Source organism: Pseudomonas sp. LG1D9, assembly GCF_002949995.1.
Taxonomy (GTDB): domain Bacteria; phylum Pseudomonadota; class Gammaproteobacteria; order Pseudomonadales; family Pseudomonadaceae; genus Aquipseudomonas; species Aquipseudomonas proteolytica.
Genome location: NZ_CP026881.1, coordinates 5,390,024 through 5,416,653 on the forward strand (window position 1 = coordinate 5,390,024; position 26,630 = coordinate 5,416,653).

General features: G+C 62.5%; 27 protein-coding genes and 1 pseudogene. 13 read left to right on the top strand and 15 right to left on the bottom strand.

What is annotated here, in order from left to right; translation table 11 throughout:
• Window positions 1-23: 23 nt before the first annotated feature.
• From C5F71_RS24940 to C5F71_RS24955, 4 genes and pseudogenes are all read left to right on the top strand, one after another.
• Window positions 24-1,048: pseudogene (locus C5F71_RS24940) on the top strand (LLM class oxidoreductase).
• Window positions 1,049-1,123: 75 nt separating this feature from the next.
• Window positions 1,124-1,630, top strand: coding sequence for a sigma-70 family RNA polymerase sigma factor (locus C5F71_RS24945; protein WP_092236282.1), 507 nt, complete (start codon window positions 1,124-1,126; stop codon window positions 1,628-1,630).
• Window positions 1,627-2,592, top strand: coding sequence for a FecR domain-containing protein (locus tag C5F71_RS24950; RefSeq protein ID WP_092236285.1), 966 nt, complete (start codon window positions 1,627-1,629; stop codon window positions 2,590-2,592). Before C5F71_RS24945 ends, C5F71_RS24950 begins: the two co-directional genes overlap by 4 nt.
• A 97-nt stretch (window positions 2,593-2,689) precedes the next feature.
• On the top strand, window positions 2,690-5,527 hold the full coding sequence (locus C5F71_RS24955) for a TonB-dependent receptor (protein ID WP_104912219.1): 2,838 nt from the start codon (window positions 2,690-2,692) through the stop codon (window positions 5,525-5,527).
• A 103-nt stretch (window positions 5,528-5,630) separates the two neighbouring features.
• Here C5F71_RS24955 and C5F71_RS24960 read toward each other — a convergent pair whose 3' ends face one another.
• Window positions 5,631-6,440 (bottom strand): helix-turn-helix domain-containing protein, encoded by an 810-nt coding sequence (locus C5F71_RS24960; protein ID WP_104912220.1) that lies wholly within the window; start codon window positions 6,438-6,440, stop codon window positions 5,631-5,633.
• A 295-nt stretch (window positions 6,441-6,735) separates the two neighbouring features.
• On the opposite strand from C5F71_RS24960, the gene C5F71_RS24965 reads away from it, so the two are divergent.
• Window positions 6,736-7,047, top strand: coding sequence for a DUF2834 domain-containing protein (locus C5F71_RS24965; protein WP_104912221.1), 312 nt, complete (start codon window positions 6,736-6,738; stop codon window positions 7,045-7,047).
• Window positions 7,044-7,475 (top strand): MAPEG family protein, encoded by a 432-nt coding sequence (locus C5F71_RS24970; protein WP_029294573.1) that lies wholly within the window; start codon window positions 7,044-7,046, stop codon window positions 7,473-7,475. The genes C5F71_RS24965 and C5F71_RS24970 overlap by 4 nt, the downstream gene beginning before the upstream one ends.
• Here C5F71_RS24970 and C5F71_RS24975 read toward each other — a convergent pair.
• Window positions 7,465-8,067 carry a glutathione S-transferase family protein gene (locus tag C5F71_RS24975; protein ID WP_029294575.1) on the bottom strand — a complete coding sequence of 201 codons (603 nt, stop codon included), beginning with the start codon at window positions 8,065-8,067 and terminating at the stop codon, window positions 7,465-7,467. The genes C5F71_RS24970 and C5F71_RS24975 overlap by 11 nt on opposite strands.
• A gap of 107 nt (window positions 8,068-8,174) precedes the next feature.
• On the opposite strand from C5F71_RS24975, the gene C5F71_RS24980 reads away from it, so the two are divergent.
• Together C5F71_RS24980 and C5F71_RS24985 are read left to right on the top strand one after the other, a co-directional pair.
• Complete coding sequence (locus C5F71_RS24980) at window positions 8,175-9,077, top strand: LysR substrate-binding domain-containing protein (RefSeq protein WP_070996310.1); 903 nt, start codon at window positions 8,175-8,177, stop codon at window positions 9,075-9,077.
• Between the two features lie 135 nt (window positions 9,078-9,212).
• Window positions 9,213-9,389, top strand: coding sequence for a DUF2188 domain-containing protein (locus tag C5F71_RS24985; protein WP_104912222.1), 177 nt, complete (start codon window positions 9,213-9,215; stop codon window positions 9,387-9,389).
• 97 nt (window positions 9,390-9,486) lie between these two features.
• Here C5F71_RS24985 and C5F71_RS24990 read toward each other — a convergent pair whose 3' ends face one another.
• Window positions 9,487-9,771, bottom strand: a complete 285-nt coding sequence (locus C5F71_RS24990) for a hypothetical protein (RefSeq protein ID WP_029294579.1) — start codon at window positions 9,769-9,771, stop codon at window positions 9,487-9,489.
• Window positions 9,772-10,066: 295 nt separating this feature from the next.
• Between C5F71_RS24990 and C5F71_RS24995 the strand changes: the two genes are divergently transcribed.
• Window positions 10,067-10,801 (top strand): tellurite resistance TerB family protein, encoded by a 735-nt coding sequence (locus C5F71_RS24995; RefSeq protein ID WP_104912223.1) that lies wholly within the window; start codon window positions 10,067-10,069, stop codon window positions 10,799-10,801.
• Window positions 10,802-10,859: 58 nt separating this feature from the next.
• On the opposite strand, the gene C5F71_RS25000 is transcribed toward C5F71_RS24995, so the two are convergent.
• The 6 genes from C5F71_RS25000 to C5F71_RS25025 form a co-directional block, all read right to left on the bottom strand.
• The gene (locus C5F71_RS25000; RefSeq protein WP_104912224.1) at window positions 10,860-11,588 is read right to left on the bottom strand and encodes a hypothetical protein; all 729 of its coding nucleotides are present in this window, start codon (window positions 11,586-11,588) and stop codon (window positions 10,860-10,862) included.
• 235 nt (window positions 11,589-11,823) lie between these two features.
• The gene (mgtA, locus tag C5F71_RS25005) at window positions 11,824-14,535 is read right to left on the bottom strand and encodes a magnesium-translocating P-type ATPase (RefSeq protein ID WP_104912225.1); all 2,712 of its coding nucleotides are present in this window, start codon (window positions 14,533-14,535) and stop codon (window positions 11,824-11,826) included.
• A 204-nt stretch (window positions 14,536-14,739) separates the two neighbouring features.
• A complete protein-coding gene (locus tag C5F71_RS25010) occupies window positions 14,740-15,024 on the bottom strand; it encodes a hypothetical protein (protein WP_104912226.1) in 285 nt (94 codons plus the stop codon).
• A gap of 309 nt (window positions 15,025-15,333) precedes the next feature.
• Window positions 15,334-15,945, bottom strand: a complete 612-nt coding sequence (locus C5F71_RS25015) for a LysE family translocator (RefSeq protein WP_092236314.1) — start codon at window positions 15,943-15,945, stop codon at window positions 15,334-15,336.
• 52 nt (window positions 15,946-15,997) lie between these two features.
• Window positions 15,998-16,825 carry an AraC family transcriptional regulator gene (locus C5F71_RS25020; protein WP_104912227.1) on the bottom strand — a complete coding sequence of 276 codons (828 nt, stop codon included), beginning with the start codon at window positions 16,823-16,825 and terminating at the stop codon, window positions 15,998-16,000.
• 41 nt (window positions 16,826-16,866) lie between these two features.
• Complete coding sequence (locus C5F71_RS25025; RefSeq protein WP_070996302.1) at window positions 16,867-18,150, bottom strand: arsenic transporter; 1,284 nt, start codon at window positions 18,148-18,150, stop codon at window positions 16,867-16,869.
• Between the two features lie 142 nt (window positions 18,151-18,292).
• Here C5F71_RS25025 and C5F71_RS25030 point away from each other — a divergent pair, with 142 nt between their 5' ends.
• The 4 genes from C5F71_RS25030 to C5F71_RS25045 all read left to right on the top strand — a co-directional run bounded on the left by C5F71_RS25030 (window position 18,293) and on the right by C5F71_RS25045 (window position 20,125).
• Window positions 18,293-18,508 carry a hypothetical protein gene (locus C5F71_RS25030; protein ID WP_003212603.1) on the top strand — a complete coding sequence of 72 codons (216 nt, stop codon included), beginning with the start codon at window positions 18,293-18,295 and terminating at the stop codon, window positions 18,506-18,508.
• Between the two features lie 190 nt (window positions 18,509-18,698).
• The gene (locus C5F71_RS25035) at window positions 18,699-19,394 is read left to right on the top strand and encodes an AzlC family ABC transporter permease (protein ID WP_070996350.1); all 696 of its coding nucleotides are present in this window, start codon (window positions 18,699-18,701) and stop codon (window positions 19,392-19,394) included.
• Window positions 19,391-19,702 (top strand): AzlD domain-containing protein, encoded by a 312-nt coding sequence (locus C5F71_RS25040; protein WP_092236320.1) that lies wholly within the window; start codon window positions 19,391-19,393, stop codon window positions 19,700-19,702. The genes C5F71_RS25035 and C5F71_RS25040 overlap by 4 nt, the downstream gene beginning before the upstream one ends.
• A gap of 69 nt (window positions 19,703-19,771) precedes the next feature.
• A complete protein-coding gene (locus C5F71_RS25045) occupies window positions 19,772-20,125 on the top strand; it encodes a hypothetical protein (protein ID WP_029294612.1) in 354 nt (117 codons plus the stop codon).
• 137 nt (window positions 20,126-20,262) lie between these two features.
• On the opposite strand, the gene C5F71_RS25050 is transcribed toward C5F71_RS25045, so the two are convergent.
• The 6 genes from C5F71_RS25050 to modA form a co-directional block, all read right to left on the bottom strand.
• Complete coding sequence (locus C5F71_RS25050; RefSeq protein WP_029294615.1) at window positions 20,263-20,967, bottom strand: YoaK family protein; 705 nt, start codon at window positions 20,965-20,967, stop codon at window positions 20,263-20,265.
• 80 nt (window positions 20,968-21,047) lie between these two features.
• Window positions 21,048-22,682 carry an ABC-F family ATP-binding cassette domain-containing protein gene (locus C5F71_RS25055; protein WP_104912228.1) on the bottom strand — a complete coding sequence of 545 codons (1,635 nt, stop codon included), beginning with the start codon at window positions 22,680-22,682 and terminating at the stop codon, window positions 21,048-21,050.
• 289 nt (window positions 22,683-22,971) lie between these two features.
• Window positions 22,972-23,988, bottom strand: coding sequence for a DNA topoisomerase IB (locus tag C5F71_RS25060; RefSeq protein ID WP_104912229.1), 1,017 nt, complete (start codon window positions 23,986-23,988; stop codon window positions 22,972-22,974).
• 66 nt (window positions 23,989-24,054) lie between these two features.
• A complete protein-coding gene (gene modC / locus C5F71_RS25065; protein ID WP_256588009.1) occupies window positions 24,055-25,140 on the bottom strand; it encodes a molybdenum ABC transporter ATP-binding protein in 1,086 nt (361 codons plus the stop codon).
• The gene (modB, locus tag C5F71_RS25070; protein WP_070996299.1) at window positions 25,140-25,820 is read right to left on the bottom strand and encodes a molybdate ABC transporter permease subunit; all 681 of its coding nucleotides are present in this window, start codon (window positions 25,818-25,820) and stop codon (window positions 25,140-25,142) included. Before modB ends, modC begins: the two co-directional genes overlap by 1 nt.
• Window positions 25,821-26,576 carry a molybdate ABC transporter substrate-binding protein gene (gene modA, locus C5F71_RS25075; protein WP_371923401.1) on the bottom strand — a complete coding sequence of 252 codons (756 nt, stop codon included), beginning with the start codon at window positions 26,574-26,576 and terminating at the stop codon, window positions 25,821-25,823.
• Window positions 26,577-26,630: the final 54 nt, after the last annotated feature.

Genomic DNA, 26,630 nt, shown 5'->3' on the forward strand with positions numbered 1-26,630 from the left:
GTGGCCCATTCCGAGGACCCTGTATGAACTCCACCGCCACCTGTGGCGCCAACGCGTCGGCCTTTGCCAACCACCCCGGCTACCGGCGCATGTTCGCGCCGGATCAACTGACCCTGGGGATCTTCCTGCCGCTGCGTTTCTATGAGGGCGACATGGCAGTCCTCGCCGGCCAGGCGCAATGGGTCAGCGAGATCGATCGCCTGGGCTTTGCCGCAGTCTGGGTGCGCGACGTGCCCTTGTTCGACCCTTCGTTTGGCGATGCGGGCCAAGTGTTCGATCCGTTTACCTATCTGGGCTACCTGGCCGCCCATAGCCGGCAGATTGCCCTGGTGACCGGCAGTGCAGTGTTCTCGTTGCGTCATCCGATTGACTTGGCCAAGGCCGCCGCGACGATTGATCGATTGTCCGGTGGCAGGCTGGTGATGGGCATCGCCTCGGGCGACCGTGCCGTGGAGTTTCCGGCCTATGGCCTGGAGCATGGTGCGCGCGCCGAGCGTTTTGCGCAGTCGGTGGACTACTTCCGGCAATTACTGGCGGCCACGGCGCCCACTATTGAGTCACCCCTTGGGCAACTGAGCGATGCGTACTTGTTGCCCAAGCCGGTAACGGGGCGCATTCCCCTGGTTGTCACCGGGTCGTCGCGCCAGTCGATGCAGTGGCTGGGAGAACAGGCCGATGGCTGGCTGACCTACCCGGACAGCACCCATAACGTGATGGGGCCAAGGCGCCTGGCGGAAAAAATCCGCGCCTGGCGCGATGGATTCCAGGCGGTGGTTTCCGCCCGCATATGACCAATGAATGGATCGACCTGGCCGATGACCCGGACTTCCCGCGGACGCCCATGCAAGGTGGCTATGTGCTCAAGACCGGGCGCAAGGGCCTGATCGACCTGCTTGGCGAGTGGCGTGAAGCGGGCGTCAATCATGCCGCCCTCGGGATCCAGATGGCCCAGCGCCCGGTGGCCGAGATCATTGAGGAGCTGGCGCAAGAGGTGTTGCCGCTGTTTCCGGCACTGGCTGGCCCCGAACCCCATCTGCAACAGTGGTAGCAGCGGGCGCTGTACAAGCGTCAGGTCCAGACACTAAAATGAGAAGTATTATCATTACCGCTCATTGGACCTGACATGTACGACGACAGTCTCGTCTCGCCCGTCGAACAACTCTATACCCGTCATCACCCCTGGCTGCGCGGCTGGTTGCAGCGTCGCCTGGGGCATAGCGCCGATGCCGAAGATCTGGCGCACGACACCTTCATCCGCGTGTTGCGCACGCAGCAGGATGTGCGTGAGTTGCGCCAGCCCATGGCATTTCTTGCCGCGATCGCCAATGGCTTGCTGATCAACCGCTGGCGCCGCCAGGCCATTGAACGGGCCTACCTCGAGGCACTCGCCGCGCGCCCCGAAGCTGAGGAACCGTCGCCCGAAACGCGTTACCTGATGATCGAAACCCTGCTGCAACTCGACTCGCTGCTGGTGGGCTTGTCGATGCAGGTGCGCAAGATCTTCTTTTTGTCCCAGCTCGATGGCCTGACGTACCCGCAGATCGCGACGCAATTGAGCTTGAGCGTGGCCCAGGTACAGCGGGCGATGGGCAAGGCTTTCAGCGTGTGCTACGCGAGTCGTTTTGAATGACGGGCACTGCGGTTGCACCGAAAATCCGCGAAACGGCCATCGATTGGATCGTCAGGTTTGAGTCCGGAATGATGAGCCCGGCCGATCACCAGGCGTTGCAGCAATGGCGGCTGGCGAGCGCCGAGCACGAATACGCCTGGCAACGCGTCACCAGTTTGCCCCTGACGCTGCAGCCCGGTGCCCACCTGTTGGCGGATGCCACCGCGCGGCGGGCATTGGAATCTGCCGGGGCTGATCCGCTGCGGCGCCGGCAGGTGCTCAAGTGCTTGCTGGGGCTGGGGCTGCTGGGTGGCCTGTCGTGGCAGGGCGCCGATTCGACGCTGGTGCGCGCAGCCTTTGCCACGTACCGCACGGCGACCGGTGAGCGCCATCGCTGGACCCTGGCCGATGGCAGTTCACTGTGGCTGAACACCGCCAGTGCCGTCAGCCTGGACTTCAGCGCCTACCTGCGCAGTGTGCAGTTGATCGAGGGCGAGGTGGCGCTGGATGCACAGGTCGAGTCACGCCCGCTGCAACTGGTCACGCCGGATGCGCTACTGAGCAGCCGGGAGGCCAATCTGCTGGTGCGCCACGATCAGCAGGGCACGTGGATTACCGTATTGCGCGGCTGGGTCGACGTGAGTTCGCCGCGCAACCCGTCACCGGTCGCGGTGGCGGCGGGGTGGCAGACCCGGGTGGATCGCCAGGGTGTGGGCGCGCCACGCCAGAGCGACGGGTTTCTGGCCCAGGCCTGGTTGCGCGGGATTCTGCCTGCCGAGCGCATGCGCCTGGATGTGCTGCTCGCCGAACTTTCCCGTTACCGGCCGGGCGTCTTGCGCTGCAGCGAGCAGGTGGCGGGGTTGCGCGTGACCGGGAGCTTCCAGCTGGATGACACCGATGCTGCGCTGGCGTTGGTGGCCCATGCGTTGCCGGTGCGCATCGAGCGTCGTACCCGCTATTGGGTGACTGTGGTGCCGGTCTGAAAATTTTTTTACGTTCCCCCCGCAGTTTTTCAAAACTCGCTTGGCCTATAGGAATAACCCACCGAGACAGGTGGGCCTTCACCTCTAGGAGCCCTGCATGATTTCTCCCGCAAGTGTCTTGCGCACCCGCACATTGGGTCTGTTGTTACTCAGCCTGCAACCGCTGTACAGCACCGCGGTTTTCGCCCAGGCCGAGCGTCAGCCCTATAGCATCGACGCCGGTCCCCTGGACCAGGCGCTCTCGCGCTTTGGCGTGCAGGCGGGTATCAGCATGGCGGGCAGTTCGACGCTGACGGCGGGCAAGCGCAGCAACGGCCTGCACGGCAATTTCAGCACCGAAGCGGGCCTGGCGCAGTTGCTGGCGGGCACCGGCCTGAGTTTTCAGCGTCAGGCCGATGGCAGCGTTCAATTGCACCCGGCAACCACTGCGGTGGTGCTGCCGTCGCAGAAAGTCACCGGCGAGGACCTTCAGAAGAAAGCCGTCTACTCGGCGCCACGTTCAGCGGTTTACATCTCCCCGGAAGAAGTGCAGCGCTTTGCCGTGATTTCCCCCGGCGATTTGCTCAAGGGCCAGCCTGGGGTGCAGGTGGGTGACAGCCGCAATGGCGGTGGCCTGGATGTGAATATCCGCGGGATCCAGGGGCAAAGCCGGGTCGCGGTCACGGTCGATGGCTCGCAACAGGCGCTGGATGTCTATCGCGGTTATGCAGGCACGCAACAACGTAGCTACATCGACCCCGACCTGGTCAGTGACGTGGCCATCGACAAGGGCCCCAGCCTGACCTCCAGCGCCATCGGCGGCACGGTAGCGATCCGCACCCTGGGTGTCGATGACATCCTGCGTGATGGCAAGAACGTGGGCCTGCGCCTCAAGGGCGACGTGTGGAACAACGGCGTGGAGCCTGCCTCGCGCAACAGCCACTCGGCCACCGAAAGCCTGTATTCCGAGCCGCACCAGCACCGTGGCGGCCTGTTCGGTTCCGATTCGGAGTCGGGCAGTGCGGCGTTTGCATACACCCACGAGCTGTTCGACGTGGTGGCGGCCTACGCCCATCGCAACCAGGGCAACTACTTCTCCGGCAAGCACGGCCAGGACCGCTACCGCACCTATGACCGCTATGGCCGCGAAAACATGACGGTGGCCACCACCTACAACCCCGGTGAAGAGGTGCTCAACTCCTCGGCAGAGACCGAATCGATCCTGCTCAAGACCACCCTGCGCCCGGCCGACGACCACACCTTCGACTTCGGCTACATCCGTTACGATGGGCGCATAGGCGAGATCATGCCGTCGGACATCTTCCGTTTCGGCACCGGTGGCATCTACCAGTACCCGCGCGGCCGCACCCAGATCGATACCTACACCGCCCGTTATCACTACCTGCCCACGGGCAATATGCTGGTGGACCTGACGACCAACCTATGGATGACCGACGCCCAGACCAGTCAGTTGACCTCGGTGCTGGCGCCCAAATCCCAGGCCTATCGCTCGGACCGCAACTGGACTCGCCAGGCCGATCGGCGCATCGGCGGGGACCTGGCCAATACCTCGCGTTTTGAAACGCAATACGGCGATTTCAAGTTGGACCTGGGGGGCTCGTTCCAGCTCGAGGAGCTGCAGCCGCAAAAGGGTGTGGTCACCACGCAGAACGATATCAACGCCAACCGCAGCCTGCGTGACGGTTCGCGCAAGGAGTTCAGCCTCAACGGTAAGTTGGAGTACCAGCCGATTGAAGAACTGACGTTGTGGGGCGGCGGGCGCTACACCTACTACCGCACCAAGGACCATGTGCCGCACGCCACCGCCCAGCGCGAGGAGCGTGAGTTGCGCTACGTGAATGTGATCAAGCCGGGCAGCTACGGCAACATGCTGTGGTTCCCCGACGAAAACGGCCAATACACCGACGCCACCGACCCGCGCCTGAACAACGGGATTGTCTTCAGCGACACCAACAATCCATTCGACGGCCCGCGCTACAACGACTACGGGGGCATTGGCACGCGGGTCTATCCGTCACAGGTGGGCGAGGTGGTCACCGGCTACACCTATTCGGGCAAGCAGAGCGACAGCAAGGGCGCCTTTTCACCGGCCATCGGCATCAACTATGAGATCGCGCCGGACACCTTTATCTACGCCTCCTACACCCAGGGCCTGCGCATGCCCTCGCTGTTCGAAACCAGCCAGGGCACCTTGCAGACCATGCCTGGCAAGGGCCTGAAACCGGAGCGTTCGAGCAACTGGGAAATCGGTGCGAGCACCCTGCAAAAAGGCCTGCTGACGGACAACGACACGGCGGCGATCAAGCTGGCGTACTTCAACAACACCATCAAGAACTACGTGACCCGTTACTACGACCCAAGCCCTGGGCTGATGGGCCTGATGAACTTCAGCAATACCGACAGCTTCAAGACCAGCGGCCTGGAGTTGCAATCTAAATACGACGCCGGCTGGGTATTTGCCGACCTGTCGTCGACCTACTACCTGAAGACCGAAACCTGCGACTCGGCCTTCGCCGCGCGCTTGCGGGCCAGTTCCACCCGCTGGCAGAAGCTTGACGACACCCCCAACTGCACGCCGGGCAGCTTCATGGGCTCGTACACCAACACCCAGAACCCGCCACGGGTCGCCGGCAACCTGACCTCGGGCCTGCGCTTCTTCGGCCAGACCCTGACCGTTGGCGGGCGCTTGACCTACACCTCGGGCCCGACCGTCACCGCAGACAAATCCTGGCAGACTGGGGCCACCACGCCGCAACTGGTCTACCGCGAAGTGGCGCTGGTGGATCTGTTCCTCAACTACAAGTGGCAGGACCACACCAATCTCAATGTGTCGCTGGATAACCTGACCAATCGTTACTACCTGGACCCGCTGGCCCAGAGCTTCATGCCGGCGCCGGGGCGCACGTTGCGTATGGGGCTGGTGACCAAGTTCTGATGGCGTGGCGCAAATTCTGCGCCCGGCAGAGGTCCTCCGTGGGAGCGGGCTTGCTCGCGAAAGCGCTGTATCAGCAGCGGATGCCCGTCCTGAAACACCGCTCCTACAGGGTTAGAGAATGTTCGTAGGCGGCAGTCATGACGTGCCAGGTGTGGGGGTTGGCCGGGATCAGGTGCTCGATCCGCAATGAGGTGACGGTGATGTCCTGGGGCATGCCGAAGGTGGTGAAGGTGGACATGAAGTCCAACTGCCCCTGCCGCGAATTGATGCGCGTCAGCACCAGTGGCGGCAGCTCATTGGTCGGTGTTTTCGAGCCTTTTGGCACCGGCAGGCTTTCCAGCAGCGTGGCCAGGGCCGGGTTGCCCAATGCTTCCCGGGCCGCCCGTTGCCAGGCGAGGTTGCGGATTTCGTCGGCATTGAGCAAATGGTCGCCCAGGCCACCCGGTTGCAACAGGGTCGTCAACAGGTTCAGGCCTTGTGCTGCGTCGGGCGCCAGGCCCACCAGGTCAAACAGGACTTGGGTGCTGGCGTTGGCGGCGAGTACTTCCCAGTGGCTGCCCAGCACGATGGCCGGTGCTGGGTTATTGGCCTTCAGCACATGGTTGATGGCCTCCCGAATGGCATCCATCGCCGGCGCAGCCAGCGGCGTAGCCTCATAGCGTGGGGCGTAGCCGGCCGCGAGGAACAGGCTGTTGCAACGTTCCAGCGGCACGTCGAGGGCCCCGAGCAGGTTGTGCAAGGTGCCAGGGCTGGCCTTGGCCCGGCCGGTTTCGATACAGCTCAAATGGCGCTGGGAAATACCGCTGATCAGCGCCAACTCCAATTGACTCAACTTCGCCTCGCGGCGCAACTGCCGCAGTTGCGTGCCGGCATTGGTATCGGGCGTGGCTCGGGGGAAAGGTGGGCGGCTCATGGCTTGACTCTGGCAGGGCGGGGCGGTTGGCGTCCATGACCTCACAGGTCATTGAGAGGGTGGCGACGTTATCACTAATGTGCGGCTTATTGGGGCCCTCGCTACGGTGAGAGGCTCTTTTGTGGCGAGGGGGCTCGTCCCCCGCTGGGCTGCGAAGCAGCCCCAATAAGCCTCACCGAGATTCGTCAGATACACCTAGGTCGCTGGTTTTGGGGCTGCTTCGCAGCCCAGCGGGGGACGAGCCCCCTCGCCACAACTGCCTCATTCACCATTACCTATCTAGAGGAAGGACCCTATGCACAGACCCTACATCGCCCTTGCCAGCCTGTTGGCGTTTTCCTTGTACACCCTGGGCACCTTGCTCTGGGCCGAGCAGTCGCTGCTGGCGTTCGGCCTTGAGCTGTTGTCCAGGCCCGACACCGCCCAGGTGGTGATCGACCTGTACCTGATGGCGGCCCTGGCCTGTGTGTGGATGTACCGTGACACCCGCGCCCGGGGCCGGTCGCTGGCCAGTGTGTTGCCGTACTGGCTGCTGACGGCGGTGTTCGTCTCGGTCGGGCCGCTGCTGTATATCGTGGTCAACGGCTTTGCCAGGGACCGGCAATGAGTAGTCCCCTGCATCTGTTTGCCCTCTGTGTGCTGGTGCTGTTTATCAAGATGCTGGGGATTTCCTGTTACCAGGGTTTTTTCCGCCTCAGGCACCGTGCATTCACCAATCCTGAGGATGCCGGTTTCTTCCAGCGCCCGGCCAATGCCCAGGAACTGCTGCCGGTCAGCCGTGCGGCGAAAGCCTGGGCCAATGACCTGGAAAACATTCCGCTGTTTTTCGTTCTCGGCGGGCTGTGCCTGGCGCTGGACGCCCCGGCAGTCGCGACGGCCTGGCTGTTTGGCCTGTTCACCGTCGCGCGCGTAATGCATACCCTGATGTACCTGGGCGGCCGCCAACCCTGGCGCACCCTGGCCTATGGCGTTGGCCTGGCGTGCCTGCTGGGGCTGGCGGGGTTGGTTGGCGCGGCGTTGCTGCCTATTCGATAGGGTATTTGCCGAACGCCGGGTGTTGCTCGGCCCATTGGGCGTGGCGCTGCAAGTTGGGAAAGTCCTCGGCTTTGACCACCGAGGGCACGGCGTACCTTGAAAACGACCAGGCCACCGCGGCGCTCAGCGACGCTAGGCTCAAAGGCTGGCCAGGAGCGTTGGCCAGCAGTTTTTCCAGGCCCCCGTAGGCTGCCAGCAGTTGCCCGGTTACTCGCTCGAGCCACGGTTCATGTAGTTTTTCTGTGGGTCGCAGGTTGTGCTCGTAGTAGATCTGTACGCTCTTGTCACAGGCAGCCAAGGCCAGGCCGATCACTTGCAGGTCCCGCGCACGGGCGGCTGCAGTCTGGGGCAGGAGCTTTTTATCGGCCGGCGCCAGGCTTTCGAAATAGTCCAGGATCAGGCTGGAGTCCATCAGCACCGTGCCGTCGTCGAGCACCAGTGTCGGCGCCTTGACCACCGGGTTGATCCTGGCAAATTCAGCGAAGGTGCTGAACACCGACAGCGACTGCTGCTCAAAATCGACCCCGTACAGGTCCAGGGCAATCGCTACGCGGCGCACATAAGGTGAGTCGAGCATGCCAACCAGTTTCATGAAGCCTCCATTCTTGATGGTGTTATTGTTAATTGCGGATTACTTTATAGCGGCCAAAGTCCTTTCAATATCTATATTTTTTACCTTAAAAGGTTAGTCGAGCTTACATGAGTGCTTTTCCGCCCCTGACCTCCCTGCGCAGTTTCGAAGCCACCGCCAGGCTTGGTAGCGTCACCCTGGCGGCCAAGGAGTTGCATGTCACCCATTCGGCCATCAGTCAGCAGATCAAGGTGCTGGAGCAAATCGTCGGCCTCACGCTGTTCGTGCGTGAAGGGCGCGGCTTACGGATCAGTGAAGATGGCCGGCTGTACGCGTTGCAGATCCGCCAGGCCCTGGGCGATATCGCCGACGCGACGCGCTTGATCCAGGCCCAGCCCAAGCGGGACGAGTTGGTGGTGGCGGTGTTGCCCTCATTTGGACGCTCCTGGCTGCTGCCGCGACTGCCAGCGTTCCAGCGGCTTTACCCGCACATCAGCATTCGCTTGCAAGCCACCCTGGCCATTACCAACTTGCATCAAGAGTCGGTAGACATGGCGATCCGCATGGGCAAGGGCGAATGGGAAGGGGTGGAGCAGAAACTGCTGTTTCACGACGAAGTGGTGGTGGTCGCCGCGCCCCATTTCAACGGCGGGCAATTGCCGCGAACCCCCGAGCAAATCGTGCACAGCCCGATTATCTACAGCAATGAATCCTGGCAGCCGTGGTGCCAGGCCGCTGGCATTGAAATGAGCACCGAACGCAAAGGCCTGTGCAGTAATGACTCCAACCTGGTACTGGAAGCGGTCCGGCTGGGCCAGGGCATCGCCCTGGAGCGGCGTAGCCTGGTGCATGACGCCATCGTGCGCGGGGAGCTGGTGCAGCTGTGCGATATCAGCGCGCCGTATGCCTACCCGTATTGGTTGGCCTGGCCACCTCGGGAAAGCTCGGAAAGCAAACAGCGGGTGTTTTCTGAGTGGCTGCATGGGGAAGTGCAGTGCTACATGGCGCAATTGGCGAGCATCGAGCCCTGATTGCAGCGACCACAAAATATCGTGTCACAGGAGCGGTCGCTGCAGTCTGCGACGTTCGGTAGGCGACAGTGCGTGGATCGAGCGTATGGTGGATCGGGCAACCCGTGGATTATCTCTGGAATAGGAGAGGTGACTATGAGCGTTCCCGTGTTGAACAAGATGCATCTCAATGGCTATGACATTGTCCGGGTCAACAGCGGCCCGTGGCGCGTGTGCACCAAGGATGATCGATTGGCTTCCTTTGGCTCCCGTGAGCAGGCAATGGCCTATGCCGCGACGCTACCGGGCTACAAGGTGCGTGCACGACCTTGAGCCTGCCGGCTTGCCCGCGATGGTGTCGGTTCAGGCAGCACTGCTGCGCCACACAGGCCGCCATCGCCGGCAAGCCGGGCCCTGCAAATGGGCCGATCTAGACGAAAGGCTGGCCGCTGAACCCACGTGGCAGGCGCTGCAGGCCGGGTAGGGCAGTCAGGCGTTGGGTCCAGGCGCTGCGCCAGTCATTGCTGGCCTGGCCCGAGCGGGCCTTGCGTGCCGCGCGGCGCGATGCATTGCGCTGGTTGCGGCGGGCTTCCTTGTAGGCATCGGTGTTGCGGCAGGTACGGCATTTGACCCGGTTCAATTCGACCGTGGATGTGAGGTTATTGCCGTGATGGCCGCAAGCGAGGTGCCCGGCGACCTTGAAGTGAGTGACCATGTCAGCGTCTCCTTCTGTGAGGGTACGCGGCACCGCAAATCTGTTGATGCTCGCGCTCAAGGCCAGGCCGGTTGAGGCTGTGCCCTTATATTTCCGACACCAGGTGCGGGCCTGCGTTCACCGCGCGCCTGGGTGCGTCGAATCTGAACAATTCTCTCGGGCGTTACAGGTCAGCGGCGGATTTGCTGGGGTACAGGCCGCTCGGCAAAACCACGCGTGCTGGCCGATCTTGGCGTTATAGGCAGCAGGGACTATTGTTGGTTGTCTGGCGCACAGCCCATAGGAGGGCGATACCATGAACACCAGTGCTCTACTGGAACAACTGCTACGGGCAGGTCAAGCCTCGATGTCGCAGCAAGGCGGTTCGGCGGCTCCCCAGGGCGGCGCGGGAGGTCTCGGCGGGTTGGGTGGCCTGCTCGGTGGTTTGCTCAGGGGTAGCGGCTCTGCACCCTCTGCGTCTGGTGGTGGCGGCCTGGGCGATCTGCTGGGTGGCCTGGGTGGTATGTTGGGCGCAACCCCGGCGGGCGGTTCGACCCAGGCGCGCAGCGGTGGTACCAACTACGCGGCCCTGGCGTCATTGGGGATGATGGCATTCCAGGCGTATCAAGCCTGGCAGCGCCAGCAGGCTTCGGCACCGCAACAGGCCTTGCAGACGGTTGATCAACTCTCCGGCTCCGACGTCGAGGCCCATAGCCATGCAGTGCTGCGTGCATTGATCGCGGCGGCCAAGGCGGATGGACGGATCGACGAAAAAGAAATGGCGTTGATCTCCCAGGAGATCGGGTGCCACACCGACGACCCCGACCTGCGGCAATGGCTCGATGCCCAAATCGCCAAACCCTTGGATACGCGGGATTTTGCCGAATATGCCGGTGACCCGGCGGTAGCCGCCGAGGTCTACCTGGCCAGCGTGATGCTGGTGGATGACCAGCAGGACGCCGAGCGCAACTACCTGGATGAACTGGCGGGAGCGCTGGGCATCGAGCCTGAGTTGCAACTGCACCTCGAACAGCAAACCAAACCGGCCTGATACCCGATACCCATGTAGACGCTGCCTCGCGCAGCGAAACAGCGTCTACATCAGTCCTTCAGAATCGCAGGGTCGCCCCCGTGGTCAGCCAGCGGTCGTGATCCCCCGTCAGGTTGCGCCCGACCACCAGGTCTACATCCACCTGCTTTCCCAGATGCACCCGCGGCCCAGCCTGCCAGGCCTGGTCGCCATGCTGCTGGCCGTAGCGCTCCGCCAGCAGCGTCAGAGAGTCTGCCACGCGGTATTCCAGGCCGGTGCCCCAGGTCAGCCGCTGGTTTTGTTCGCCATCGTCATAGGCGTGGCTCCAGCCGGCATTGAGGTTCAGGCGCAGTGTTTCAAACGCTTGCCAGGTCAGCGGTACGCCCAAGTCTGCGCCGTCGAATGGGTGCCGACGGTCCACTGCGATATGCGCCGCCGCCGCCCAGGCGATCTCCACGCCCGCATCCTGCCAGGCCCACAGAGACCCCTTGAGTTGCGGGCTGAGTTGGCTCAGCCCAGGCTCATCCTCGATGGCGGCGCCCCATTGCAGATTAGGTAGCGCCCCCGATGTACAGGCTGCGGAGAGGGTGGTGCGCTGTGTTGAACGGGTGTAGCCAGCGTCGACATTGCATTCGCCCGGGGCGTTGATCGCGCCATCGTCCACCACGTAGGTACCGCCTGCGGCAAAGGCCTTGGACAGCAGGCCCACGGCCAGGGTGGCGCCGATAAAGATCAGGTTGCGGCGCAGCGCCCGTTGCCGCGACGCCGGTAGCCAGGTGAAGGCCGAAAAGAGGGAGTGTTTGTGCATGGGCTCATGCTCCAATTGAACGAGTTGTCTGTAGTGATTGGGCGTGGCGAGCGTTTCTTTGTGGCGAGCGGGCTTGTTGTGGCGAGCGGGCTTGCCCCGCGCTGGGCTGCGAAGCAGCCCTAATAGAGTCACTGAGTTCTACCAGATAGCCCAAGGTGGCAGGTTTTGGGGCTGCTTCGCAGCCCAGCGCGGGGCAAGCCCGCTCGCCACAACAAGCCCGCTCGCCACAGCAAACTCAGTACCACTGCTTGAACCGGCGGATGTAGAGGGTCTTCATCAGTTGCGCCACGCAGCAGTAGGCCAGCAGGGTGCCGACCAGCCATGGGAAGTACGCCCAAGGCAACGGTTGCAGACCCACGAGGGTGCCCAGGGGTGAGAAGGGCACATAGATCCCCAGCGCGATCACCAGGCTGGTCATCAGCAACACCGGCCAGGCCGCCGTGCTCTGGAAGAACGGGATCTTGCGGGTGCGCAACATGTGCACCACCAGGGTCTGGGAGAGCAGCCCTTCGACGAACCAGCCGGACTGGAACAGGGTCTGCATTTCTACGCTGTTGGCCGAGAACACGTACCACATCAGGGCAAAGGTGGTGATGTCGAAGATCGACGAGGTCGGCCCGATCCAGATCATGAAGCGCCCGATATTCTGCGCGTCCCACTTGCGTGGCTTGGCCAGGTACTCCTTGTCCATCTTGTCCCACGGCAGGGCCAACTGGGAGATGTCGTACATCAGGTTTTGCAGGAGCAGGTGGATCGCCAGCATCGGCATGAAGGGAATGAACGCACTGGCCACCAGCACCGAGAACACGTTGCCGAAGTTGGAGCTGGCCGTCATGTTGAGGTACTTCATGATATTGCCGAAGGTCTCGCGGCCTTTAAGCACACCTTCCTCGAGGACCATCAGGCTCTTTTCCAGGAGGATGATGTCGGCCGATTCCTTGGCAATATCGGTTGCGCTGTCCACCGAGATGCCGACGTCTGCATCGCGCAGGGCTGGCGCATCATTGATCCCGTCGCCGAGGAACCCCACGGTGTGGCCGTTGGCCTGCAAGGCCTTGAGCACCCGGGACTTTTGCAGCGGGGTCAGCTTGGCGAACACCGTGCGTTGTTCGACCTGCTGCTTGAGGGTGGCATCGTCCATGGCCTCGATGTCCACGCCCAGCAGCGGCTCGCCGGGCTCCAGGCCGACCTGGCGGCAGATGGTGCGGGTGACCACAGCGTTATCGCCGGTCAGCACTTTGACGGCGACACCGATCTCTTGCAGCGCGGCAATGGCCGGGCCGGCGGTTTCTTTTGGCGGATCGAGGAACGTCAGGAAGCCGTGGATCACCAGATTGCGTTCATCGGCCGGGGTGTATTGCTGGCGCGCCAGGGCCTTGGGGATGTTGCGGGTGGCGACCACCAGCACGCGGAAGCCGTCCTCGTTGAACTCGCTGGCGGTGTGTAGCAATTCCTGGCGACGCCGCTCATCCAGGGCCACGGCGCTGGCGCCTTCCATTACATGGGTGGCGATATCGAGCATTTCTTCCACGGCCCCCTTGCACACCAACAGGTGATCGCCGTGGGCGTCCTTGACCACAATCGACAGGCGGCGACGGACAAAGTCGAAGGGCAGTTCATCGACCTTGCTGTAGGCAAACGGTACCTGGAACTTGGGATTGTGCTGGGAGAACGCCAACACCGCCTGGTCCATCAGGTTCTTCATGCCGCTTTGGTGGTGGCTGTTGAGCCAAGCCAGGGACAGCACCTGGTCGTCCCGCTGGCCGAAGGCGTTGACGTGGTGCTCGAGGATGATTTTGTCCTGGGTCAGGGTGCCGGTCTTGTCGGTGCACAGCACGTCCATCGAACCGAAGTTCTGGATCGCATTCAGGCGCTTGACCACCACTTTGCGCTTGGCCATGGCGTTGGCGCCCTTGGCCAGGTTGGCGCTGACGATCATCGGCAGCATTTCCGGGGTCAGGCCCACGGCCACCGCCAAGGCAAACAGGAAGGCGTCGCCCCAGTCTCCCTTGGAAAACCCATTGAGGAAAAACACGATGGGCACCATCACCAGCATGAAGCGGATCAACAGCCAACTGACGCTGTTCACCCCACGGTCGAAGGCGGTCTGGACCCGGGAGCCGACGATGGCCTTGGCCAGCGAGCCAAAATAGGTGCGTGGCCCCGTCGCAACCACCACCGCCTGGGCGCGGCCGCTGACAACGTTGGTACCCATGAAGCAAATATTGGGCAGGTCCAGCAGGTTGCTCTGGTCCGTGGCGCTCGGGGTGGCGGATTTTTGCGTGACATCGCCCAGGGTGTCGTACTTCTCCACTGGCAGGGCTTCACCGGTCAGCACGGCCTGGCTGATAAACAGGTCGCGGGACTCGATCAGGCGGATATCGGCCGGGATCATGTCACCGGCCGACAACTGCACGATATCCCCGGCCACCAGGTCGCGCATCGGCACTTCGCGCAGGGTGGGTTTGGCCCCGACCTGCTCACGGCGAAGCACCGTGGCAGTGGTGCGCACCATGGCCTTGAGGGCTTCGGCGGATTTGGCCGAACGGTGTTCCTGCCAGAAGCGCAGCAGGCTGCTCAGCGCGACCATGGTCATGATGATGATGACCTTGGTCAGGTCCACTTCTTCACCGGCGCGCAGCGGCAGCCAGTAGTCGGTGACAAAGCTGATCACCGCGAGGGTCAGCAGCACGTAGATGAAGGGGTTGTTCAGGGCTTGGAGGAACTGCACCACCGCATGGGGCGGCTTGTCGTGGGCCACCTCGTTATAGCCTTCACGTTGCAGGCGGGCGCTGGCATCCAGTTCGGTCAGGCCGTCTGTGGTTGCCCGGACGTTGGCCAGGGTGGCCGCCAGGCCGTTTTGCGCTTCGCGGGCGGCGCGCATCGACAGTTTGCTGGCATTGGCGGTGTTGTTGTCTGGACGTTGTTTAGTGTTTACGGCGCTCATGGTTTTTACTCCTGTCGACATACCCGTTACTTGCCTGGCAGGCGAGCGCAAGTATGCCGATTCGCAATGTTTGCGATCAGTTCCAATAACTTTAAAGAGGCGAGTTAATTAACGGGCGCGCAGAAAACTACGGCTGGCTTAGTTCGAAAGGAACGCCAGTTAATTAATTGACCAATAATCAGGAAGTTGCTGTTTCCAGTCGGCTTATGCCGCGCGGGCGCTGAGCATCAGGCGCGCTTGGGCAAGCAGGCTGGAAACGCTCCGTCTCTGCGGATCTTGAGGGTCGGCGTGGTCCCATTGCTGAACCAGGTGGCCGGTGGTGGGGCACAGGCGCCAGTGCGCCTGCAGGTGTGCCTGGCTGATACGCGGGGAAGGGCAGGCAAAGGCCGTGCGCACTGGGGCAACGCCCACGAAAGTACGGCACAGCTTGGCACGCAGGGCTGAGGCCAGCGTGCGTACATCAGGTAGAACAAGGGTTTGGAAATTCATAACACACCTCGGGACCGGACTGGCGCCGGCGCAAGGCAGTTACGTTGGAGCATCAAGCTCTAGCGCAGCTTACCCGGCCTTGAAGGCGAGTCCCGTCATTACACTGGGTTTGGCGCCCGACCCCCGCATTCGCAGGTGAAGGACAGCAACTAGATACTGTGTCCATTGGCTTCTTTTGTGAGGTTGAAAAAAGGCCCGAGTTGCAGGCACGGGCAATCTACTCAGGCAGGCAGTGGATGTCAATCAATAATCAACATGTTTGTGGGTCGTTCAGACTTCATTCAGATTGGTGTTATTCAATATATAAGTTCAAAGGCTGTAGGCGGCCAATAACGCCAGATAGATCAATACCAACCCACAGGCGCCATGACTGATTCGTTGCCAAGTTGGCGAGGCGTTCTTTCGCAAGACATTCACCAACCCTGCGATCAAAAAGCACGACAGGATCGAGGCCAGCATAAAACCTGCGAAGAACATCAAGGTCTGGCCGTGGCTCGGGGTGGCGCCAACGATGCCTGACAGGGCACTGCCCAAGGCACCCCAGTACACGATGTTCTTCGGGTTGGCCAAAGAAATGGCGGCCCCGACCATCAGCGCATTACGCCCGCTGCTGGCCGGGGCGCTGTCGGGTTGCGGCAGGCGCCAGGCATCCAGCAGGCTGCGCAGGCCGAGCCAGGCCAGGTAAAGCGCGCAAACGGCGGTCAACGGTACGCGCACCGCCTCGTGCTGGATCAACAGGGCCATGCCGGTGAGGCCGATCACCGCCCACGTCGCGTCGCCCACCAGCGAGCCTATCTGCACCAGCAGCGCTGGCGTGAACCCATGCAACAGGCCCCGGCGTAGCGTCTCTGCGAGCACGGCGCCGGGGGACAGGCAAAACACAAAGCCAAATACCAGCGCAGAAAAAAAGATCGTCAACATCACCACCCCCAAAATTAACCGGTAACTCTTGTAGGAGCCGGCAAGCCGGCTCCTACAGGTCAGTTTGAGGGCGGGGCAGGTGTGCTGTCTTGGACAGGATTGCGCTTTGATAGCGGCCAGGGGTAATGCCATAGGCCGCACGGAAGTGCCGATTGAGATGGCTCTGGTCGGCAAAACCCAGGTCATGGGCAACCTCGGCGGCGCCCAGGCCACTGCGCAACAAGCCTTGTGCGCGGCGCGTGCGCAGTTGCATGGCCCATTGGCGCGGACTCAGGCCGGTTTCTTTCTGGAAGGTGCGCAAGACGTGGAATTTGGACAGGCCCAACTCGTCGCCCAAGGCCTCCAGGGCCACACCCTGGTGCAACTGCGCGGCGAGCAGTTCCTGGGCCTGGGCGACTAGCTTTGACCCCGCACTGGCACCTGCCGGCAGGCGCACACCACTGAGCCTGACCACCTCGGCCAGCAGCAACACCAGCGCCTCTTCGTTGAGCCCGCGTACCAGCGGGTCGACGCTTAATGCCCCCTTGGCGGCCTGCGCCAGTTGCGTCGCCAAAGCAGGGGCAAAACACAGCGCGCGGTCGAACTCCAGGTGCGCCAGCCCGAGGTCGCTGGCCAGGCGGTCGGCACCGGCGTACAGGCTGACAAAGTGCCAGGGCGCGCCCTGGGCGGCGCCGCCACCCTGGATCTGGCCGGGGTTGTACAGGGTGATACTGCCGGGCCCGGCCTCAAAGGTGCGGCGGTCCAGCCAGACCTGTTCCTCACCGATCAGGTTGACGCCAATCACGCACTCGTCGTGGCTATGGCGGGCAAACGTCAGGCCGCTACAGGTGGTGCTGCTGATTTCGTAGTGGCCCAGCCAGGCGTGGTGCGAGGAACTCATCGGGTGGGCTCGGTGGCGGCAAGTGGCCAAAGCATACCTTTTTAGACACTCAGTCGCAGGGCCAGCGCGGCCAGGGTGATCAGCAGCACCGGCAGGGTCAGCACGATACCCACCTTGAAGTAATAGCCCCAGGTGATGCGGATGCCCTTGCGCGCCAGAATATGCAGCCAGAGCAGGGTCGCCAGGCTGCCGATAGGCGTGATTTTCGGGCCCAGGTCGCTGCCGATCACATTGGCGTAGATCATCGCTTCCTTGACCACGCCCACGGCATGGCTGGCTTCGATGGACAGCGCACCGATCAGCACGGTCGGCAGGTTGTTCATCACCGAAGACAGCAGCGCCGTCAGCAACCCGGTGCCCAGCGCCGCGCCCCACACGCCGTAGTCGGCAAAGGTGTTGAGCCAGGTGGCCAGGTAAGTGGTCAGGCCGGCGTTGCGCAGGCCATACACCACCAGGTACATCCCGAGGGAGAAAATCACGATCTGCCAGGGGGCTTCCTTGAGCACCTTGCGCGTGGATATCTTGTGGCCTTTGGCGGCGATCACCAGCAGCAACAAAGCGCAGGCGGCCGAGATGGCACTGATGGGAATGCCCAGCGGTTCCAGGGCAAAACAGCCGACGAGTAGAATGCCCAGCACCCACCAGGCGGCGTGGAAAGTCGCCGGGTCATGAATGGCGCTGGCCGGTTCGGGCAGGTCGGCGGGGTCATAACTTTGCGGGATATCACGGCGGAAGAACCACAGCAGCACCGCCAGGGTCGCCGCGACGCTGACAAGGTTGACCGGTACCATGATCGCCGCATATTCGTTGAAACCAATCTTGAAGTAGTCTGCCGAGACGATGTTCACCAGGTTGGACACCACAAGCGGCAGGCTGGCGGTGTCGGCGATAAACCCTGCGCCCATCACGAACGCGAGGGTCGCCGCGGGTGAGAAGCGCAGCGCCAGGAGCATCGACATGACAATCGGCGTGAGGATCAGGGCCGCGCCGTCATTGGCGAACAACGCCGAGACCAGCGCGCCCAGCAGCACCATGTAAGCAAACAGCCGCCGGCCTCGGCCACGGCCCCAGCGTGCGACGTGCAAGGCGGCCCAGGCGAAAAAACCGGCCTCGTCGAGGATCAGGCTGATGATAATCAGGGCGACGAAGGTACCGGTGGCATTCCAGATGATCTGCCACACCACCGGGATGTCTGCCAGGCTGATCACGCCACAGGCCAGGGCGAGGATCGCCCCCATTGACGCACTCCAGCCTACCCCAAGGCCTTTGGGTTGCCAGATGACCAGCACAATGGTGAACAGGAAGATGGCGACGGCAGCAAGCATCAAGGACATTCTCCGCGGGGTGGCGATTCGACATTTGATTGACCTGTGACAAGGTACTGGGAATCCGTGGCAAGTGCTTGAAATTAAAATGAAACACAACTGTCCTAAAGTGCCCGCCATTGGTGATAAAGGAAGTAACTGTGTGACCCGTGCCACTCGTAACCTGCGCAAGACCCTCGATTCTGTCGCGGACAACAACGAAACCGCGGCTTTCGACTTGATGCGCGCGGTCGAAAAACTCAGCGATGAAGTGCTGCGTCAGCGGCTGCTCAACACCATCCACCGCCTTAACCAGGATGCCCACGAACTGCGGGAGGCCAGGGATGCGGTGGAGCGGGTGTCGGTCAAGCTGGCGTGATAATGGCACGTGCCTCCAGGGCCGGTGAAGTGGCGGCATTTATTGATGAGGCTGCCACGGCCCTGCAGCAATAGTTCCGCTGGGCAACCCTCTGTCCCTGCGCCGGGGGTTGCCTGCTGCAAGATCGTTCAAGACAATCCGGGTTGGCGCTGCCATGCTTATCGACTGTCTGTCGATGAGCCTGTTGTCCATGCCTACTGCCTTGCCGCATTACGCTTTCGCCCGCGGCGCGATTGCGATCATTCCTCTTTCATTGGCCTGCGCCCCATGGGGCCTGTTGGCCGGCTCCCTGGCGATTGACGCCCAGTTCACCCCGCTGGAAAGCCAGGGCCTATCGGCCATTGTGTTCGCCGGTGCCGCGCAGTTGGTGGCGATTGGCATGGTCAAGAGCGGCGCCAGTCTGATTGCCATTTTGCTCACCACGTTGCTGCTGACCTCCCAGCACTTGCTGTATGGCATGCATATGCGCGCCACCCTGTCGCCTTTGCCGGCGCGGTGGCGCATGAGCCTGGGCTTTTTGCTCACGGATGAGTTCTTCGCGTTGGTCAGCCAATATGACCGCCAGACCTTCAACCGCTGGTATGCCCTGGGTGTGGGCCTGACGTTCTATGTGGCCTGGAACCTGTTCACCCTGGCCGGCATCGTGCTCGGCAAGAGCATCCCCAACCTTGATCAACTGGGCCTGGAGTTCTCCATCGCCGCAACCTTTATCGCCTTGATCACCCCGGTGGTGCGTGATGTGCCAACGGTGGTGTGCGTGGCGGTGGCCTTGCTGTTTTCGGTGCTGCTCAGTTACTGGCACTGGGAGTCGGCGGTGGTGGTGTCGGGGTTGCTGGGGATGTGTGCAGGGTATGCCTGCAAACGCTTGGGAGTAGGGCAGCAATGATTTTTGTGATGATTATCGGCATGGGCCTGGCGGTGTTTTTCAACCGTTACCTGTTTCTTGAGCCGCGCTTGCCGGTGCGCCTGAATCGCGGCGCGCGGGAGTTTCTCGGGTTCGCGGTGCCCGGCATGTTGACGGCCATTTGCGGGCCGATCATTTTCCTCTCCGAGCACAAGCTCAACCTGAGCCCCACCAACCCTTACTTGTTGGCCGGGGTCTGCGCGGTGGCCTTGATGTTCTGGACCCGCAGCGTGTTGACCACGGTGCTGCTGAGCATGGCGCTGTTCTATCTGTTCCGCTGGTTGCTTTAAGTGTTCCTGTGACGGCTATCGCCACGAGGTTTCAATGGTAAAGTCGCGTTTTTTCAAGGAAGCGATGGCATGCGGAAGGTAGTGATAGGTGCGTTGGTCCTGGCGGCGCTGGCCGGTTGCGCAGGTTCGAAGATGAAAGACGCACGCTCTGGCGCGCCCTATAAAACCCTGGCCTCAGACAAGGCCGCATTGGTCGTCGCCCAGTGCATCCAGTTCGGCTGGCAGGACGAGGCGGTGTTCGGTGTGGATGCCGGCGGCTTTATGGAGCCGGCGCAAGGCGGGGGCCATACGGTCTACACCACGGGCGGTGACTACTTTGTCGACGTGCGCAGTGTCGGCAGCAGCACCACCGTCAGTTACTACGCAGCCGAAGATAATTTCGCGGCCAAGCGCCGCCTGGCCGCTGCTGCGACCTGTCTGTAAGTTGCTTCCTTAGAATTCTTCAGAAATGCCCGGCGGACACCCCGCCGGCTTTGCCTTAAAATGCCCGCGCTTGCCCGACATGATGGCTCTTTACCAGTACATGGATGTCGAGGCCTAAATGTCGGGCAAGCACCTTTTCAGCGTGGCATATAGCCCAGGTGCCAGCGCCGCGGAATCTTCAGCGACACCAGCCCCAGCAGCGCCGACAACAGGCCGCTGACCAGCAGGGCCTTGATCCCCAACTGATGTTCGAGCAAGGCGCCAATCACCGCGCCAACAAACATCCCGGCCCACGGGATCAACTGCACGCGCCAGCCATTACGGCGCTCCCCCAACATCCAGCGCCCCAGCCCGCGACCGAAACGCGACAACGCGCCGGTCACGTAAGTCAGCCCCACGGGCAGGCCATTGACCTGTTCCACCGCCGCATTAAGCATGCCCATGGCGATGATCGCGGCCAGCACCGCGGGTAATTGCTCGGCCATCGGCCACGCCGCCGCGCCGCACAGTAGCGTGGCGATACACAGCAACAGCGGCAACGCGTGGCGCTTGCTGATGCGGCTGATGATCACCCCCAGCGCATTGCCCAGGATAAACGTCGCCACCAGCAGGGTGAGGCGCCCGGTCAGCCCCAGGTCGCCTTCACTGATCGCCACCGCCAGCCGCGTGGTGTTGCCACTCATGAACGAGACAAAATCCCCACTGGCCATAAAGCCGATGGCGTCGGTCATGCCGGCCAACACCGAGAGGCTGGCCACCAGTGTCAGGCCGATGCGCCCCCGCCATTTGTGCTGGTGCTGCAGGGCGGTATTGATCAGGGGTTTAGGGGAGGAGGGCAGCACGGCGAGAGGTTCCTCAATGAGATTATCCGGCCACTAACGTAGGACGCTTTCGGGTTGACTGCAATGACTTGGCACATCCTTCAGTGCACCTCCAGGCGCCAGCCCATGGCGTCCCAGGTCAGGACATGGGTCGGTTTGAGCGCGTTGAGAAACGCCGCGTCATGGGAGACCGCAATCAGCGCGCCGGCAAACCCCTGTAAAGCCTGCTCGAAGGCCATCACCGACTCCAGGTCCAGGTGGTTGGTGGGCTCGTCCAGGAGCAGCAGTTGCGCGGGGATCTTGCGCCATAAAGCAATCGCCATCGCCGCCTTCAAGCGCTCACCCCCGCTGAGTTGGCCGATGGGTTGGGTGACGCGCAACGCGTCCAGTTGCAACAGCGCCAGGCGAGTGCGCAGTTGGGCTTCGGCCAGGGGCGTGTCCATCAATTTGAGTTGTTCGACGATCGATTGCCCATCGTCGAGCAGGGTCAACTGCTGGTCGAGATAGGCACAGGGCACATGAACCGTGCATTGGCCGCGGATGGGTTGCCATTGACCCGCCAGCAGTTTGAGCAGGGTGGACTTGCCGCAGCCATTGGGCCCATGGACCGCGACCCGCACCGGCCCGCTCAGGCTCGCGTTGATAAAGGTGCTTGGCGCGCGCGGATCGAGCCAGGGCAACTGGCAGTCGGCCAGGGTCAGCACTTGGCGACCTGCGGGCAGGGGCGTGCCGGGCAAGGCGAGGAAGGTCGGCGTTTCGTCCACCACCCGTTCGTGGGCGGTGCGTACGCGTTCATTCAACGCCTGCTTTTGCTGCACATGGGCGCTGCGCACGTTACTGACGATTTCGTTGGCGGCGCCTTTCCACCTGGATTTGGTGAAGGCGTCGACATTGGCGGTCTCTGCATATTTACGGGCGCTGGCGGCGTGGCGCTGGAAGCTGTCGATATCCTTTTTCAAGCGTTGATGCTCACGCCGCCGATCCAGCCGGGCGTGTTCCAGGGCCGCCTGGGCGGCGTGCTGTTCGGCATTGCGCTGCGCACGATAGTCGTCGTAATTGCCGCCATAGAGCCGGGCCCCGAGGGGTGACAGCTCGATGATCCGCCCCAGGCTATTGAGCAGGCGCCGGTCATGGCTGACCACCACCAGGCCACCGCGCCAGGCGCTGAGGGTCGCCAACAGCCAGTCGCGGCCGGCGCTGTCGAGATGGTTGGTGGGTTCGTCGAGAATCAGCAACTGCGGCGCACGCAACAGGGCGCCAATCAGGGCGATCCTGGCCAATTGGCCGCCGCTCAGTTGTGCGGCGGGCTGATCGGGACTGATCTGCGCCAGGCCGGCACCGTCGAGCGCCTGGCGCAGGCGCTCGGCCAGGTCCCAGCGATCGTCGATCATTTCCAGGTCGTCAGCTTGCGCTTGACCCTTTGCCAGGCGTTCAAGGGCGGCCAGGATCTGCGCACAACCGCTGACCTGGGCCACGGTCTGCCCTGGCAGCAGCTCAATGCTTTGTGGGACATAGGCGATGCGGGCCGAGGACTTGATAACGCCATGCGATGGCTCAAGCACGCCGGCCAACAGACGGGCCAACACACTCTTGCCCATGCCATTACGGCCGACAATCCCGGTGGGGGCGTGATCGATAGAGAAGTTGAGGTCTTCCAACAGCGTCTCGCCATTGGCGAATTGGAAACCCACGTGATGCAAGGAAACAAGTACAGGCAGCCGGTTGACGTCAGTCATCAGCACCTCCAGAACAATGTGGCACAAGCCAACAAGCGCGCCAGGCAGCTCGTTGCGTTTACATGTTGGAAGGCTTAGTTGTTCACGTCGGCGGTCGTCCTGCGGTAGGAAAGGACCGATAGCCTAGCGCATGTCGTGGCGAGGGGTCTACACCCCCGCTGGGTTGCGCAGCAGCCCCAAAACCATCCCCCTAGGTCTGCCTGACACTACTTGGTGGTTGGTGGCCATTATTGGGGCTGCTGCGCAGCCCACCGGGGGACAAGCCCCCTCGCCACAACAGTTCTCGCTCCTACAGTTGTTCGAGAAACATTGCCAGCCCGACTTCTTCGGCCTTCAGGCCCTTGCGCACCCTGGGCCTGGGCAGCTTCGCCAGCGCGCCCAGGCTGAAGTGCTCGAGCACGGCCGGGTGGATGTAGCACTTGCGGCACACCGCTGGGGTGTTGCCCAACTGCCGGGCGACATTCTTGACCATCTGCACCACATGCCTTTTGGCATCCGATTCCGGTTGCCATGCCAGTTCGCGCAAGACTGCCAGGGCCAGGGCGCTGCCGGCCCAGGTGCGATAGTCCTTGGCGGTAAAGTCGGCCCCAGTGAGGCTGTGCAGGTACGCGTTGACGTCAGTGGAGCTGACGGTATGCCGCTCGCCGTCTGCGTCCAGGTACTGGAACAGGTTCTGCCCCGGCAACTCCAGGCAGCGTTTGAGCACGCTCGCCAGGCGCCGATCCTTGATGCTGACCTGGTGCTCGACACCGCTCTTGCCACGGAACTGGAACTGGATTTCGCTGCCCTTGATATCCACGTGACGGGTGCGCAACGTGGTCAGGCCATAGGAGCGGTTATCGCGGGCGTATTGGCTGTTGCCGACGCGGATCAACGTGGCATCGAGCAATAGCACCACGGTAGCCAGGACCTTCTCCCGATTGAACCCCGGCGCCTCGACCTGTGCTTGCAGTTGCTTGCGCAGTTTGGGCAGCGCATTGCCGAACGCCTGCAGCCGTGAGTACTTGTCGCTGTCGCGCACTTCGCGCCAGCGTGGGTGATAGCGGTATTGCTTGCGGCCCCGGGCGTCACGCCCGGTGGCCTGCAGGTGCCCCTTGGGATCGGCGCAGATCCATACGTCGGTATAGGCCGGCGGGATAGCGAGGGCGTTGATCCGCTGGATTTCGGCGGCGTCGGTCAGGCGTTGGCCGTGACTATCAAAATACTGGAACTTGCCCCGCAGTTTGCGGCGGCTCAAGCCTGGTTGAGTGTCGTCAACATAGTGCAGGTCACGGGGCAGGTCCACGGGCAGGCTGGAGTCGGGCATGGGGCAGAGTCCTTGGCAACAAATCAGGCCGGTATGGCTGATTGACCGCAGCCCTGTGCCGTCCGTTCAAGCCAGTACCGCAACCGCCTTGATCTGTGCCCACAGCGCCTGGCCGGGATGCACCTGCAGTTGGTCCCGCGAGTAACGGGTGATCCGTGCCAGCAGCGGTGTGCCCGCCGCGTCGAGCCGCACCAGCACATGGGCGCTGTTGTCGGCGGGGATCTCCTGGGTCACGGTCACGGGCAAGCAGTTGAGGATGCTGCTGTGCTCCCCGGGTTGCAGGCTGAGGCTGACATCCCGGGCCTGGACCTTGAACCGCAGGTGCTTGCCCAGGTCGAGCGGGGCATGGGCCACGCGCATTTGCAGCGGGCTGTCGGGCAGTTGCAGGGTCAACAGTTGGTAGTGGGCGTCATGGCTGCTGACGGTTCCATTGATAACCACGCCGGCATCGTCGCCACGGGCCAGCGGCAGGTCGAGCCGCGCCAGGGTTTCGCCGATCGGGCCGCTGGCCAGGGCCTTGCCCTCATTGAGCAGGACAATGTGATCGGCCAGGCGCGCCACTTCATCCTGGGCATGGCTGACGTACAACACCGGGATTTCCAGTTGGTCGTGCAGGCGCTCCAGGTACGGCAGGATTTCGCCTTTGCGCTGGCTGTCGAGGGCGGCCAGGGGTTCGTCCATCAGCAATAGCTGCGGGCTGGTGAGCAGCGCGCGGGCGATGCCGACGCGTTGGCGCTCGCCGCCGGACAAATGCTGCGGATGGCGATCGAGCAGGTGGCCGATGCCCAGCAATTGCGTGGCCTGGGCCAGGTCTACGCGGCGCTGGCCCTTGGGGATGCGCTTGAGGCCGAACTCCAGGTTGGCCAGCACCGACAGGTGGGGAAACAGGCTGGCCTCTTGAAACACATAGCCGAGGGCACGCTTGTGCGGTGGCACAAATACACCGTTGCGGCTGTCTTGCCAGACCTGATCGTTGATCTGCACAAAACCATCGCCGGCCCGCTCCAGCCCGGCAATGCAGCGCAGGCACGTGGTTTTGCCCGAGCCCGAATGCCCGTAGAGCGCGGTGACACCGCGCCCCGGCAGCTTCAGGTCAACATCCAGGGCAAACCCGGAATAGTTCAGTTGCAGGCGCACTTCAATCATCGACATCAGCTCCAGCCTGCCTTGGTTTTACGGCTGGAGTAGAGCGCCAGCAACACCAGGAAAGAAAACACCACCATGGCCCCGGCCAACCAGTGGGCCTGGGCGTACTCCATGGCTTCGACATGGTCGTAGATCTGCACCGAGACCACGCGGGTCTTGTCGGGGATATTGCCACCGATCATCAGCACCACGCCGAACTCGCCCACGGTGTGGGCAAAGCCAAGGATCGACGCGGTGATAAATCCGGGGCGGGCCAGCGGCAGGATCACGCTGAAAAACGTATCCCAGGGATTGGCTCGCAGGGTGGCAGCGACTTCCAGGGGTCGGCTGCCAATGGCCGAGAACGCGTTTTGCAACGGTTGCACCACAAACGGCATGGAGTAGATCACCGAGCCAATCACCAGGCCGGCAAAGCTGAAGGTCAAGGTGCCCAGCCCCAGCCATTGGGTGAACTGCCCGAGGTAACCGTGGGGCCCCATGGTCAGTAGCAGGTAGAAACCAATCACCGTCGGCGGCAGCACCAGTGGCAGGGCGACCACCGCGCCTATCGGCCCGCGCCACCAGGAGCGCGTGTGCGACAGCCATAGGGCGATGGGAGTGCCGATGATCAGCAGAATCACAGTGGTTAGCGACGCTAGTTTCAGGGTCAGCCAGATCGCGGAAAAATCGGCACTCGATAGCGGCATTTACAGTTGATAACCGTAGGATTTGATAACGGCAGCGGCTTTAGGCCCCTTGAGGTAGTCAACCAATGCCTTGGCGGCCGGGTTGTCCTTGCCTTTGTTGAGGATCACCGCGTCCTGTTTGATCGGGTCATGCATCTCGCCAGGGACGATCCACGCCGAGCCGCTGCTGACTTTGCCGTCTTTGTAGATCTGCGACAAGGCCACAAAACCCAATTCGGCATTGCCGGTGGACACGAACTGATAGGCCTGGGTGATGTTCTGCCCTTCGACGAGCTTGCTCTTGACCTGTTCGGTCAGGCCCAGTTTGGCCAGCACCTGGGTAGCAGCGAGGCCGTAGGGTGCAGCTTTCGGGTTGGCAATGGACAGGTGCTGGTATTCATTTCTCTTCAGCACTGCGCCCTTGGCATCCACATAACCTTCCTTGGCCGACCACAGCGCCAGGGTGCCCACCGCGTAGGTGAAGCGCGAACCCTTGACGGTGTCGCCTTCGCTTTCGAGTTTTTGCGGGGTGGTGTCGTCAGCGCTGAGGAACACTTCAAACGGCGCGCCGTTCTTGATCTGGGTATAGAACTGCCCGGTGGCCCCGTAGGCAGCGACCAACGTGTGGCCAGTGTCCTTTTCGAAATCAGCGGCGATGGCCTGGATCGGTGCGGTGAAGTTGGCGGCGACCGCCACCTGGACTTCGTCGGCCTGGGCCGAGCCCAAGGTAAAGAGGGCGATCAGGGCGGTAGGGGCCAGGCGTGAGGCGCGGATCATCATGAAGCAGCTCCTTGGAGTGCCGACGTGGCGGCTTGTTAGAGTTAGTCGCTA